Here is a 14,458-nt window from a genome sequence, read left to right on the forward strand (position 1 = left end):
GAAATAATGAAAAAAATTAATCCTTTCTATGTCTCTGCCTTACTAGCTTTAGCTTTGGTAAGTTGTGGACCTCAAAAAATGATTTCTACTCCTATAGAAAACGTTGATAACCTTCCTCTTAAAATCACGCCTCTTGCTGAAAAAGATCTAAAAAGATGGAGTGACTTGGATTTAGTAAAAGACACTGTTCCCGGAATGAGCGTTGACAGAGCTTATGCTGAATTACTTAAAGGGAAAAAAGGACAAACAGTTATTGTAGGAGTTGTAGACTCCGGTGTTGATATCAACCATGAAGATCTACAAGGAAAAATCTGGACTAACCCGAAAGAAATTGCAGGTAACGGAATTGATGACGATAAAAACGGTTATATCGACGATATCCACGGATGGAACTTTTTAGGCGATGCCGTTAACGAGCAATTAGAATTGACTCGTATTGTAAAAAAAGGACCGAGAACTCCGGAATACAATAAAGCTAAAGCTGAATTAGATGAAAAACTAAAAGAACTTCAGCCTGCTAAGATGCAATTAGACATGATTCTAAATGCGGAAAAAACAATTGCAGATAAATTAGGTAAAAAAGATTTCACTTTAGCTGAAGTTCAAGCTATTCAAACAACAGATACAGGCTTAACACAAGCAAAAGCTATGTTTGAAAACATTTTAGCAAAAACAGATAAAGCTGGTTTCGACAAACAAATCGAAAGCTATAAAGATTATGTTTACGGTCAATTGAATTACAACTTAAATGTTGAATTTGACGGACGTTCAATTGTTGGCGACAATCCGGAAGACATCACAGATACTAAATATGGTAACAATAATGTGATCGGTCCGGTTGCTAAAGAAGCAAAACACGGAACTCACGTTGCGGGTATTATTGCTCAGGTTAGAGATAACAATTTAGGAGGCGACGGTGTAGCCACTAATGCTAAAATATTAGCTGTAAGAGCAGTGCCAAACGGAGACGAGTATGACAAAGATATTGCTTTAGGTATTCGCTATGCAGTAGACAACGGCGCTAAAGTAATCAACGGTTCATTCGGTAAATATTTTTCACCTCACAAAGAGTGGGTACAAGATGCTTTAAAATATGCCGCTGAAAAAGACGTTTTAGTAATTTTTGCTGCCGGTAATGAATCGTATGATCTAGATGTAATTAACAAATATCCAAGTGATTCTTACGACGGTGAGCCTGAAATCTCAAACAATGTATTGATCATTGGTGCATTAAATGTTGAGTATGGTTCTAAAATGGTAGCCCCTTTCTCAAACTACGGAAAACGCAATGTAGACATCTTTGCTCCGGGTATGAAAATTTACGCTACTACACCGGAAAACACGTATGAATATTTACAAGGAACTTCAATGGCTTCTCCAAATGTAGCCGGAGTTGCAGCTTTAATCCGTTCTTATTATCCTAAATTAACGGCTGCACAAGTAAAACAAATCATCATGGAAAGTGGTATTTCGCTTAAAAATGATATTAAGGCAGGTGAAGACCAGCACAAAGCTAATTTTTCTGAAGTTTCTAAAACCGGAAAAATCGTAAACGCATATAATGCTCTGATCTTGGCTGAAAAAATGTCAAAATAACCATTTGACCAATCAATAATGAAAACCACGAATTCACAACTAAAGTTTTGTGTTTTCGTGGTTTTTTAGTTACTTGATAAAAATTTTAAAAAAATGAAAAAAATAGCAATCTTTTCTCTTTTTTCACTTTTAGGTTTTAGCCAAAACAATCCTAATCCGGGATATTGGCAACAACATGTCGATTACAAAATGGAAGTTGACATGAATGTGAAAAATTTTCAATATAAAGGAAAACAAGAATTAGTTTATACGAACAACTCCTCTGACACTTTATATCGTGTATTCTATCATTTATATCCTAACGCCTTTCAACCGGGTAGTGCCATGGATGCTCGTTTAACCAGTATTTCTGATCCGGACAAGCGAATGGTAAAAACTTTTAAACAAGCCGATAAAGAAATATATGAAAGCCGAATAAGCCAACTAAAACCGGATGAAATAGGTTATTTAAAAATTTCCAATTTAAAACAAGATGGTACAACTGCTGAAACTAAAGAAGAAGGCACTATTTTAGAGGTGAAATTAACTAAGCCTCTTTTACCTCATCAAAAAACTACGTTCACTTTAGATTTTGACGGTCAGGTTCCATTGCAAGTGCGTCGTTCCGGAAGAAATTCTGAAGAAGGCATTGCGCTTTCTATGACACAATGGTACCCGAAAATGGCAGAGTACGACTTTGAAGGTTGGCACGCTGATCCTTATATCGGAAGAGAATTTCACGGAGTTTGGGGGAATTTTGATGTCAAAATTACTATAGACAAAGAGTATACTATTGGCGGAACCGGCTATTTACAAAACAAAAATGAAATCGGTCATGGTTATGAAGATAAAGGCGTAACGGTAAAACACCCCAGAAAAACTAAAACTTTAACCTGGCATTTTATAGCACCAAACGTACACGATTTTGCATGGGGTGCTGACAATGAATATATTCACGATAAAATCACAGGACCAGACAATGTAGAACTACATTTCTTCTATAAAAACAAGAAAGAAAACCTTGAAAACTGGAAGAAAATGCAACCTAAAACGGCTGAATTATTAGATTTCTACAACAAAACAGTTGGTCCTTACCCTTACAAACAATATTCTGTTGTACAAGGCGGAGACGGCGGAATGGAATATGCTATGTGTACGTTAATTACCGGTAACAGAAGCTATGGAAGTTTAGTTGGTGTAACTGCTCATGAATTCGCACATTCTTGGTTCCAACATATTTTAGCATCAAACGAAAGCAAACACGAATGGATGGATGAAGGCTTTACTTCCTTTATTTCTGATTTAGCCATGGAACAAGTATTGCCATCCAAAAAGAAAGAAGGAGAAGATCAAAATCCGTTTCAGAGCGCTTACGGAAATTATCGTTATTTAGTAAAAACAGGAAAAGAGCAACCGTTATCAACGCATGCTGATCGTTACGATTACAATATGGCTTACGGAATTGCAGCTTATAGTAAAGGAGAGATCTTTTTAGCACAATTAGGTTATGTAATAGGAACTGATAATTTAATGAAAACATTAAAACGTTACTACTACGATTATAAATTCACACACCCTACGCCTAATGATATCAAACGTTCGGCTGAAAAGGTTTCAGGAGCTATTTTAGATTGGTATTTAGTAGACTGGACACAAACTACCAACACAATTGATTATGCCGTTAAATCAGTTGATGAGGAAAACGGCAAAGCCAAAGTAACATTGGAGCGTATCGGGCGCATGCCAATGCCGCTTGATCTGTTAGTAGTCTTTGAAGATGGCACTCAGAAAACCTATTACATTCCGAATACATTAATGCGTTGGGAAAAAGAAAATCCATACTCTATTGAACGAACTGTTTTAAAAGGTTGGGATTGGGCATTTCCTACTTTCAGTTTTGAAATTCCTAAATCAAAATCCGACATCAAAGCCATTGTAATAGACCCAAGCGGTTTAATGGCTGATGTAAATTTAGACAACAACGTTTATGAGAAAAAATAAGCAAAACAAAATCTAATACTATTAAAAAAGCGGACTGTAAAGTCCGCTTTTTTAATTCATTGAATTTATTCTTATACTCGCTTTCACCAAAGCCAAAGCTCTTATCTTACTTATCTCAACTTCCTTATCCTGATGATGTTTATTTTGACTGACTAATTTCACATATTGAGGATTTTCTGCTTTCTGAATATACTTAACCATCACAAACTCTTCTCCACTCATTTCTACGCTCAATAAATACATTTCTCCCCAAAATATTTCATTTTTAATATCATTTATTGCTTTATACAGAACAATATCACCACTTTTCAATAAAGGATACATACTATCCCCGTCACATAAATTGCACCGTCACACTTTGGCAGGTTAGGAATGGTAATATAATCCAACGGAATATTATTGGCCGATTCTGTAAATAATGGGATCAAGCCAGCCGTTGCTTCAAGATCATACAACGGAATTTGTTGATGGTGCATAGAATAATCCGATTTCAACGGATAAGCCTGAACTGATTTGTCCATCAGGAAATCATCATCCCTAAGCATAGAACCTTCTCCGGTTAATAACCATGTAGGGTTAAGATCCGGATATAAATTCAATATATTCTCTAATGTATTTGAACCTATATTCTTTCCTTCTTTAACAGCCTTAGAAATACTTCCTCTACCGGCATTCAAAGCATTTTCAATAGCATAAAAACTTATGCCCTTTTTCTCTAAATAAATTCCCAATCGTTCTGAAACCATACGTTATAAGATTATTTTGCAACAAAAATACGACTATTTTCTAAAAATCAAAATAAAAATACGCTTATAGTCAAATATTTAGACAAAAAACAACAAAAAAGAAGATTTTTTTCTAATTATAATTTGTATAATTGATTTTAATCTTATATATTTGCAATGTAATTACAAAAACAAAGAATATATTCTTATTATTAAAGTCAATTTTAATCTTTTAAACAATGAGTAACGAAATTAAAAACACGCTTTTCCGCTTTGTTAGCATGAGAGCTCCTGAATTATCAACCGAACATGAAGCGAATAAAGGTTTCATTTTGCAACCCGAAATAGCCTATGGCGAATTTAACGAAGCCATTGCAAATAAGCCGGCCGAAACAACAAAACTGGAAACACTGAAAGTAACGGCTTTAAACTTTAAACCCTTAACAATAGAAGAAATTAAAACTTTAGACAAAAAAGTATATGATTTTTCTGTTTGGGTAGCCAAAAACAGAAGCACTATTACAGACGCTGAATTAAAAGCTAAAGCAGAAGGCATGCCTTTGTTAACAGACGAAAGCATAAAACTTATCTGGCAAAACCTTTATTACCAAGTAATCACGCAAAAGGATTTTTACGCCAAAGAAACTTTGATGCAATTGCTTATAGCACAACATATTTTAGTAAACTATGCTTCTTTTAAAATCGAAGATCTACTAAAAGCCAAAGTGATCTTACCTAAAGCATTGTTTATCGAAGATCAAACTGAAACCGGTCTGATTGCTGCTAAAATTGCTGCTCCAACTAATGAGATCAACATTTCGAATCCGGCCATGCAAAAGCTGGAAACAGCCGCAAAACTAAAAGAAGATAATGCCAGCTTACTTAAACTACAAAGAGAATTACAAAAAGCGGAAAAAACATATCGCAAAGAGTACGAAGCGGAATATCAGAAACAATTAGAAGCACATGAGTTGAAGATCAAGCCACTCTTAGATCAGTACAACAAAGATCTGGAAGCAGCCAGACAAGAATATTGTAGCGTTAAAGATCCGAACATTACGTATGATCCGAATGATCCTTGCCAGCAACCTGCTGAAGTGGCTCAGCCTGATCTGCCGAAATTTGAATTCAGCTTCAGAGATGAGATGGATATGGATTTTCTATCCAACCAATTATCAACGGAAAGTCTTGAAGTCCTTAATACATTGATTAATCCATCAGCAATAATCAGTACCGGAAGAACGACTGAACAAAGCCGATTATTAGAAGATTTTTCACTAGTTCAGGATTTTAATTCCTTTGAAAGCACCTATAGTGGTTTACAAGAATTAACCAATGCTAATGATGATCTCATTTCTCAAAATCAAACAGGAAACAATAACACAACAGTTGTAATTGGAGGAACAACAATTGAAACCAATAACAACGCAAGTAATTTGGCTCCGTTTGAGTATGAAATTAAAACAAGAGAAAGAGGTACATTAAGCACTACCCGATTCATGACTTTAATGGTTGGTATTCCTGATCCTTCCTGGAGAATCTCAAGTATCACATACAAAATGACACAATTAGATGATTCTGTCATTGAAAAATCATCTACCGGAGTTATTCATTTAGGAGGCTATGATTTGTTCTTAAGTTTAAATATGGATACTATATCCAGTGATCTTAAAGAACTATCAGCAACTGTGCAGTTTACTAATGGAAGCGAAAAAACATTTGTAATTCCTGATTTCAAATTAGCCTCAATTTACAGAGCCTTCTTAATGGATCCGGTTATCGGAACAAGTGGTGATACATCAGGAAGTGCTGTTAGTCCGGATTACACTTTTATTCCGAGCGGATTTGGCATCAAACAATTGGGTATAGCCGATTATAATAAAGTAGAGCAAACCATTCACGGTTATGTAGAAGGTGAAGTTGCCCACATTGAAAACGTTATGGCTCGTGAATACAAAGAGAAAGCGACAAGACGTTTACGAAAAAGTGAAGTTACGGAAACTACTTCCACCGAAACCGAAAAAGAACAATTGACCGATACCTCAACAGTTAATCGTTTTGAAATGCAGAATGAGGTTTCAAATGTTATTGCAAACAGTAAAGATTTCTCTGCAGGAGCAAGTTTCAGTGCTCAATGGGGTTCAAAAGTTGCCGGACCGCGTTTTGGCTTAAACACGAATGCAAACTATGCTACTCATAACTCAAAAGAGCAAAGTACACGTCAGGCAATGACCAATGCTAAAGAGATCACGGAAAGAGCCTTAGACCGCATTGTTACCAAAGTAAAAGAAGAGCGTATTGAGAAAATTGTAGAAGAGTTTGAAGAAAACAACACACATGGCTTTGACAATCGTAAAGGCGATAAACATGTGGTAGGCGTTTACCGTTGGGTAGACAAAGTCTTCAAAAACCAGATCGTTAATTACGGTAAGCGTTTAATGTTTGAGTTTATGGTTCCGGAACCGGCAAAACTACATAAACTAGCTTTAGGTTCATTGGTACAAACCAAAACAGCTATGACGTTGGAAAAACCAATTGATCCAAGAACAGCAGAAGATTTCACCTTAACGGATTACTCACAATTAACCAATGATAAGCTAAAATATTGGACCGGAAAATATAAAGTTGAGTTTGAAACCCAACCGGAAAACTTTATAGAAATCTCTAAGGCTTTCGACGGAAGAGACCCATCATTTGGTGGTCATGATGACGGTAAAGTACAAATTGTATCCGGAAACGGAGATTTGGATATACCTGAAAATTATGTTGTAAAAAGTGTTGATTATGCATTCGGAACCTATCCACATAATTTTAAAGGTGCACATCAAGCTAATTTAACGATAGGCGGTAAGAGTTCTACTTGGATAATTGGTACTGCACAGACATTAAAAACAGGTACTATAAGTAGTTTAAACATTGAAAAAAAGCTGTCTTATTCCTTTTCAACCGGAGAAAGTCCGATTATTTCCGGAAGTATTCGAGCAAAATGTTATTTAAATAATAACTCTATTGAAAAATGGAAACAAGAAACCTTCAACGCCATTATTAAAGCTTATGAAGAAGCATTAGCAACTTATAACGATGCGCTAGCTGAAAAACAAGCCGAAGGTGTTCAAATTTTGGGTACAAATCCATTATTCTATCGCGAAATTGAAAATACTATTTTACGTAAAAACTGTATTTCGTACCTGATCGATCAAACACCGACAGCTAAAAGAACGTATGGTAAAAACTTCCTCAATGGTGTTAATACGTTTGATGGTAATGAAGTTAATTTGAGCGCCGACCTTGATGATTATGCTTCCTTTGTAAAATTTATGGAACAAGCCTTTGAATGGGACATCATGAGTTACAATTTCTATCCGTATTACTGGGCAAACCGTGAGGAATGGGCAAAAATGTATCAATACGACCAAACAAACGACTCTGTTTTCAAAGCATTCATGCAAAGTGGTATGGCTCGTGTTATTGTAACCGTTCGCCCTGGCTTTGAAGAGGCGGTACGTTATTACATGCAAACCGGACAAATCTGGAATGGTGGAGAAGTTCCGGTTATCGAAGACGAATTGTACTTGTCAATTGTGGACGAACTACGTGCGCCGGAAGGCGAAAAAGTCGGTTTGGCTTGGCCTACACGTGTGCCAACGTCTATGACTATTCTACAAGCGGAAAGCATTGGTTTAAAAGTAGATAAAGCTTTACCGTTTAACACCGATGTAACTGACTTTGAGAACCCGGATGAAGTACCGCAATCGTCACAAATTAATTTTAACGATGCTCAGATAGGCGGTGCACAAACCGTTGTGAGAACTGCAAGAGTATTGGGTAAAATTGCAGGAAGTAACGGAATCAGTTCTAAAATTCTATTGAAGAACATTGACGGTTCTATACAAGACCTTACGTATTGTGATGCTAACGGAAGCTGGGAATTGAATCATTTACCGGCCGGAAGATATGAATTGTTGTTAGATGCGGAAAATGACTTCCCTACCGACACGTATCAGGTAACCGAAGGTTCAAAAGAGCAAGTAGTGGAATTACAAGACGATCAAACGGTTGAGATCAACATCACGGTTGAACTTCTTTAATTCTTATTTAATAACCTAAACCTCCGGCAGGTAAAACCTGCCGGAGTGTTTTTTTAAAAACAAAATCTTATGAGAGCAATTGATTATGGGCTGCAGAATTTTGGTGGTTACTCATATAAAAATACTCGGTCAAACATCTTTGTCTTTAATGAAGATATTCGCATTGACGATGAAAGTAATGAGCAAAACCAGCAAGACATTTATGAAGTATTTTACAAAGAAATCGCCTTTACAAATGACAATCATACTGCTTTTGAATATGTAGAAGATGGAGAAATACTATCTGACGAAACAATAAACTACATAAAAGAAAGTGGCATTGTTGCATGGAACGAAGAATCTTTTTCACTCAATAACAATCTTTACTCGGCATACCCTTTCGAAACAGTTACTACAAAAATTTATGCAATTGAGGATAAATTCTATATCCGATTAAATAAAGGAGAGCTTTTAGCATTAGATAATGTTACTATCGGCATTAGCAGAGAAAAAAAAGACACTCCTCTTTATTTGCTTAATGATATTCTACATGAAAAATCCCTAAGTGTGATTGTTTTTGTATCGGATGATGGAGTAAAACTGGAACGTGCCTTTCAAAATATTGAATGTTTTCAAAATGAAGTTGTCTTATTTATAGAAAATGATCTGGGAAGTAATGTTTTCGGTTCCGTACTAAGAATAAAGTTAGGTGATAATGTTATAGGAACTAGCTCTTTTCCTATAAAGCAAACCACTAAAGTAATAGATTCATTAAAGTTAAATATAAATATTGACAATCACACACTGATTAAAGCTATTGAAGAGGAGATCAAATACAATGGCAGCTTGCTTCATTTCATTAAAAAAAGATTCATCCTTGCAGATAAATTAATTTCAATACCTATTAATTTCACATTAGAGGCTATTATTCAACCTATGAAACTTTTTTCAGAAGGAATAGCAGGGCTCAAATTTGATGAGAAAAGATGGCAGTATTATAATTCCGACGGCACAAAAAATGAAGAAGCAAATCTGTTATTTTTTGATCCGGAACATTTTGAAACCCTTGAGGAAAAGGCAAAAGAAAAAGAAACCAAAAACATCATTAAAAAAGCATTAAAAGAAATCGATTCCTTTGAAATGTCTTTGTTGAAAACAGAACAACAAATGGAAGATACTGCTTTTTCCGAGTTCAAAAAATATCTGAAAAAAGCTTTAAAGAAGATCCTTACTGTTTTGCAAACTATAAGAGATTATATTTCTGATCCTGAGTTGCTCGCTATTGCTCTTGCTAAAAACACACTGATTGCTTTAAACGCATTTTTGGTAGGGCTTATAAATAGTATCTTTGAAGTTTTTAAAGGTTTTTTTGATATTGTAATCTTATTGTGTGAAGCTCTTCAAGCTGCTAAAAGTACAGGCACCAGTATTCTGATCACGCCCTCTTCTTATTTAAGCATGTTTCTGGAGTTCTTTGAAAATATGATTGATACTATTAGTAACCTTTTCACTAAGGAAAACCTGAAAGCATTAATAGCGTTCTTAGTTGATCTTCATAAATTTATCTTTTCATTACCCGTAAATTTAGCGAAATTCTTCTTAGACCACGAAGGAAGTTTTATAACAGTAGACCGAATTGCGTACTATATTGGGTATTTGATTGGCATGTTTATTGATGTCATCATCGGAGCTGTATTGACAGGCGGGGCAAAAACCGGAGCTGATGTGATCAGAATAATCGTTAAAGAGATCACCGATGTATTTAAGGCTGCACAATATAGTTTAAAAAAATTAAGAGACGGGGCAACATTTGTTGCAGACCAACTTGTTGCTATATTTGCCAGAATACGGGAAAAAGCGAAGAATATTAAACCGTTTCTAACGGATATCATAAATTTATTAAATGATATTTTTATTCAATTTAAAGCTATTATTATCGTATATTACAACGGTTCATTAACTAATGTAGTATTAGAACCCATAACAGCTATTATCAGACTATCATTAAAGGTGTTGCAAAAAAACTGGGTAAATGATCTGACAAAAGTAGGTTTGCGGTTCCGACAACTAAAAGACGATCTTTACATTCTGGCGTATAAAGGAGAAGAAGTTTTTAGAGGTACAAAAAAGCAACTCACAGAAACCATTAATGAATACCTGAAAAAAGGAACAGATTTAGAAAAACATTTGGATGAGTTAGTTGAAATCATAAACAAAAGAAAAAACTCGTTTTTAAAATATAGTTCTAAATTTGATGAAAATTTTATTAATCATTTAAGTGGAGATGTAGAAATAATAAAACCTAAATTATCAGATATATGGATTAATTCTAAAGAATGGCTATATAGAGGATTACAAGGTCAAGGTGGGCATTGGTTAAACGAATCTTTAATTGTTCGGGATATTATTTATCCATCTGGTATTTCTAAGGTTAAAGATATACCACCAGATATACCTTTTAGAGCAAGAATTGATGTAAAATCATTAAAAGGAAAACTTTTCCCTAAAAATGAAATTTCTTCTATGTTTCCAAGAAACTGGAGTAAAGAACGAATTATGGAAGAAGTTGCTTTTGTTTATGAAAACACAGTAGTAAAAGGAGTAAATAAAAAAATAAAATCACCATCTGATATATTTAATAAATATGAAGGAAAAACAACTTCAGGTTTTAAAATCCGATTAGAAATTGACGATTTAGGGAATATAATGAATGCATATCCAATAATTTAAATTCATAAAAGATGAAATATAAATTTTACAAAGAAGTAATTGAAGATTTAGTGACTTTAGGCATAATGCCAGAAGAAAAAAAATATCAGATAATTTTTAGATTTGGTGATTCAGGTTGGACACCACAAAAAGCACAAGAAATCATAGATGGGGTAGAAAAAAACAAAACATTAGCAGCAGATAAAGACCCATATGTGTGGGGCAATGAAGATATAACTGTTTTTGCCAACAAAAATGGTGTTTTGCTCATAGACAAAATGGCAATGAGAGCTAAACAAGACGTTGAACCTTTAGAACTATCACATCAAGAATTCTATGCTTTTATGCAAGACTTTAAAAAATTTATTGAAGAAAACCATTAAACCTTAAACCGTTCATTCCTGAACGGTTTTTTTATTACATCATAAATTTTTTTACAATTCGGACAACTAAAAGATGATCTTTACACTCTGACGTATAAAGGATAAGAAGTTTTTAGAGGTACAAAAAAGCAACTCACAGAAACTATTAATGAATACCAGAAAAAAGGAAAAGGTTTAGAGAAGTATTTGGATGAGTTATATAATACTACTCCAACTAAAAAAAGCAAAGAGCTTGATGATTTAATTAATAATCTAAGTTATAAATTTTCTCACAAAATCCGCAAATCCTTAGATGGAGTTATAGATATTTCTATGTATGTAATAGATCCATATGAAAAAAAAATAATTCAAGGATATTCTAGTATTAATAATGGTATTCTTGAAAATGTATTTGAAGTTACTTTACAAAAACACGACATTTCAACCGCCATGTATAAATTTCTAGATCAAATAGGGTTTGATAAGGTTAGAGGGTTATATAGTGGTAGAGGGTCTTTAAACACAAATTACATAGAATTCATGAAAGTTTATAATACTACTCGAGATAAAACTAAAGCGGCTTTTGCCACTCCTGCAGGGAAAGCATTAAATAAAGCCCTTAATAACAAATTTATACCAAATGAAAAAGAAATTATTATTGATGAAAATACTAAAGCAATAATTATTGAATGGATTAAAAAATGACATATGAAAACAATTGAAATAAAAAAAGTAGAAAACAGAGACAAAAACATTCTTATCATTTTGAAAACACTTTACTCAGAAGGAAGTGAAATAAAATCTTTAGAGGATATTGAAAAATTTATGGAAACCTATAATGAAAAAGGAATCATTAAAATAAATTTTCACGATGAAGTATTAGACTCCCTGAACTTCATAAAAGAAAATTTAAACTTAACCTTTACAATCCAATAATTAATTATATGAAATGAATCAGTAAAAACAAACTCTACATTTATGGAATATAAATTTAAAAAATATGATATTAATTCATCTAATATTTCAGATAAAAATAAAGAATTTGAATATAGCATAGATTATGACTCTTTAAATAAAAATGAAAAGCCACTATATCATTTTGGGTCACGCCTTTGGACACCACAGAAAATACAAGAATTAATAGATGAATCTATTGCTCTAGAAGGGACAGAAGAGTTAGAATATCAAGTAGAAGGAGGACATTTAGGAATAATCGTAACCAAAACAGATGGAGTTGCCTTCTTTGATTTAACCAATCGAGAAAAAGAAGAAGAAGACTTTATTTGGGCTTTTGACAAGTTTATTGAATTCCTCCAAGACTTCAAAAAATTTGTTCAAGAAAACTATTAAACCTTAAACCGTTCAGTAATGAACGGTTTTTTTATAACATCATAAATCTTTTTACAATTCGGACAACTAGAAGACGATCTTTACATTCTGGCGTATAAAGGAGAAGAAGTTTTTAGGGGTACAAAAAAGCAACTCACAGAAACCATTAATGAATATCTGAAAAAAGGAACAGATTTAGAAAAACATTTGGATGAAGTAATAAAACTGAAAGAATCATTCAAATTTAAGAATTTTACATCTATATTCGAAGATCATCTTTTATATGGAAATATAAAAATTAACATAAAAAATGCACAAACAGGAAAAAGTAAAGAAATTTACACGTATGCAACAGGTAAAGGAGGAAAAAATGCAAATGAAATTTTACCTCCCTGGCAAGTGAAAGTAGAAAAAGCTGGTGGTGTACATATGCATAAATACATTGACGGTAAATTAATTAAAAAAATAAAAACAATCGAAACTCATATTTTACATACAGGAGAAGTAGTTGAAAAAGTTGAAATACAATTCTTCATTAAAGAGCTTAATGGTTTTTTCAAAAAGAAAGAATCCACACTTTGGCCTAAAAATTGGAGTTTAGAAAAAATAAAACAACTTACCAAAGAAGCCAGTGAGAATATAATTTTTCACAACAATAGAAAATATGTAGGAAAAACCAAAGAAGGTTATCAAGTAGAATTTTTTTCAGAACAAAAAGGCATCATAGAAAATGCATATTTAAACTTTGATGAATTTTAATAATTAACAATATGAATAAATATTTAGAATTTTATAAAAACGTAGGTTTGACCAAGCCTTTTGATGACAAATATGTTTTATTATCTTACTTCGTTGATGACACAAAATATACTATTAATGAAGTAATCTTTCAATTAGAACAAGTATTAGAAGGTAAAAAAACATTTGAAGAAATTTTAGAGCATCCTCAGGTTGCTTGGGATTTTGGTGAAGGATCAGGACAGTTTGAGTGTAATAAAAAAACTGCATATTTTATTGCAGATGAGGATAGTAATTTGCCTAGTATTGAAATACCTTTGAAAGAATTAATTGAAATTCTTTATGAGTGGAAAACTTTTTTAAATAAATAAAAATAAGGCTACCGGAAATGGTAGCCTTATTTTTAATGTTTCATTATTATCTAAAACAATGACAATTTTGTCTTTATAAAAACGGTAACGAAATTTTTAGAGGTATTAAAAAAGAAGTTGATGAATTAGCCGAAAAACTCAAAAAAATGAGTGATAAAGAGGCAAAGAAGTATATTGATGATTTAATAGAGTTTGATTTCCTAAAAAAGATTGGTGTACAAGAAAAATCTATATCTTTATTTTTAAAAGGAGAAACTGTAACATTTGAATTTTTATCTAATACGGGAGGTTATGTTTCTGGTTTTTTAACGAAAACCCCTTATGAAGTACAAAGTTATATTTTTTATATAAATGACAAAACTGGTAAGGCTTTAAAATCATTTTTAGAGTATAGAGAGAAATCAAGCAAGATAGCTAGTTTATTTAAAATAAGTACACTTGAATTAGGAGGGTCATCTATCATTAATCCAGATGTATTAAAAATGGTAACTAAAATGGGGTTTGAAAAGAAAATAATTGATGTACCTAAAAGTTTGGGGGAAAAATGGAAATATTTGTTAAAAAATTTAATGTAAAATAAT

13 protein-coding genes are annotated in these 14,458 nt (G+C 33.1%); 11 read left to right on the forward strand and 2 right to left on the reverse strand.

Going from position 1 to position 14,458, the window contains the following annotated elements; translation table 11 throughout:
- The first annotated feature begins 6 nt into the window (after positions 1–6).
- Positions 7–1,596 (forward strand): S8 family peptidase, encoded by a 1,590-nt coding sequence (locus DI487_RS06730; RefSeq protein ID WP_109568954.1) that lies wholly within the window; start codon positions 7–9, stop codon positions 1,594–1,596.
- 93 nt (positions 1,597–1,689) lie between these two features.
- Complete coding sequence (locus DI487_RS06735) at positions 1,690–3,576, forward strand: M1 family metallopeptidase (RefSeq protein WP_109568955.1); 1,887 nt, start codon at positions 1,690–1,692, stop codon at positions 3,574–3,576.
- Positions 3,577–3,627: 51 nt separating this feature from the next.
- On the opposite strand, the gene DI487_RS16300 is transcribed toward DI487_RS06735, so the two are convergent.
- Together DI487_RS16300 and DI487_RS16305 are read right to left on the reverse strand one after the other, a co-directional pair.
- Positions 3,628–3,900 (reverse strand): S24 family peptidase, encoded by a 273-nt coding sequence (locus tag DI487_RS16300; protein ID WP_245896548.1) that lies wholly within the window; start codon positions 3,898–3,900, stop codon positions 3,628–3,630.
- Positions 3,885–4,322, reverse strand: a complete 438-nt coding sequence (locus DI487_RS16305; protein WP_245896549.1) for a helix-turn-helix domain-containing protein — start codon at positions 4,320–4,322, stop codon at positions 3,885–3,887. The genes DI487_RS16300 and DI487_RS16305 overlap by 16 nt, the downstream gene beginning before the upstream one ends.
- 218 nt (positions 4,323–4,540) lie before the next feature.
- On the opposite strand from DI487_RS16305, the gene DI487_RS06745 reads away from it, so the two are divergent.
- The 9 genes from DI487_RS06745 to DI487_RS06785 all read left to right on the forward strand — a co-directional run bounded on the left by DI487_RS06745 (position 4,541) and on the right by DI487_RS06785 (position 14,452).
- A complete protein-coding gene (locus DI487_RS06745) occupies positions 4,541–8,389 on the forward strand; it encodes a hypothetical protein (RefSeq protein WP_146193388.1) in 3,849 nt (1,282 codons plus the stop codon).
- A gap of 69 nt (positions 8,390–8,458) precedes the next feature.
- Positions 8,459–11,098, forward strand: a complete 2,640-nt coding sequence (locus DI487_RS06750; RefSeq protein ID WP_109568957.1) for an EndoU domain-containing protein — start codon at positions 8,459–8,461, stop codon at positions 11,096–11,098.
- An 11-nt stretch (positions 11,099–11,109) separates the two neighbouring features.
- Positions 11,110–11,460 (forward strand): hypothetical protein, encoded by a 351-nt coding sequence (locus DI487_RS06755; RefSeq protein ID WP_109568958.1) that lies wholly within the window; start codon positions 11,110–11,112, stop codon positions 11,458–11,460.
- Positions 11,461–11,646: 186 nt separating this feature from the next.
- Complete coding sequence (locus DI487_RS06760) at positions 11,647–12,144, forward strand: hypothetical protein (RefSeq protein WP_109568959.1); 498 nt, start codon at positions 11,647–11,649, stop codon at positions 12,142–12,144.
- Positions 12,145–12,147: 3 nt separating this feature from the next.
- Positions 12,148–12,375, forward strand: coding sequence for a hypothetical protein (locus DI487_RS06765; protein WP_109568960.1), 228 nt, complete (start codon positions 12,148–12,150; stop codon positions 12,373–12,375).
- Positions 12,376–12,417: 42 nt separating this feature from the next.
- Positions 12,418–12,789, forward strand: coding sequence for a hypothetical protein (locus tag DI487_RS06770; RefSeq protein ID WP_109568961.1), 372 nt, complete (start codon positions 12,418–12,420; stop codon positions 12,787–12,789).
- Positions 12,790–12,975: 186 nt separating this feature from the next.
- Positions 12,976–13,527 (forward strand): EndoU domain-containing protein, encoded by a 552-nt coding sequence (locus tag DI487_RS06775; protein WP_109568962.1) that lies wholly within the window; start codon positions 12,976–12,978, stop codon positions 13,525–13,527.
- An 11-nt stretch (positions 13,528–13,538) separates the two neighbouring features.
- Positions 13,539–13,877: a hypothetical protein gene (locus tag DI487_RS06780; protein ID WP_109568963.1), complete on the forward strand. Its 339-nt coding sequence runs from the start codon at positions 13,539–13,541 to the stop codon at positions 13,875–13,877.
- Positions 13,878–14,023: 146 nt separating this feature from the next.
- Positions 14,024–14,452: a hypothetical protein gene (locus tag DI487_RS06785; RefSeq protein ID WP_109568964.1), complete on the forward strand. Its 429-nt coding sequence runs from the start codon at positions 14,024–14,026 to the stop codon at positions 14,450–14,452.
- Positions 14,453–14,458: the final 6 nt, after the last annotated feature.

It is taken from the genome of Flavobacterium sediminis, assembly GCF_003148385.1.
Taxonomy (GTDB): domain Bacteria; phylum Bacteroidota; class Bacteroidia; order Flavobacteriales; family Flavobacteriaceae; genus Flavobacterium; species Flavobacterium sediminis.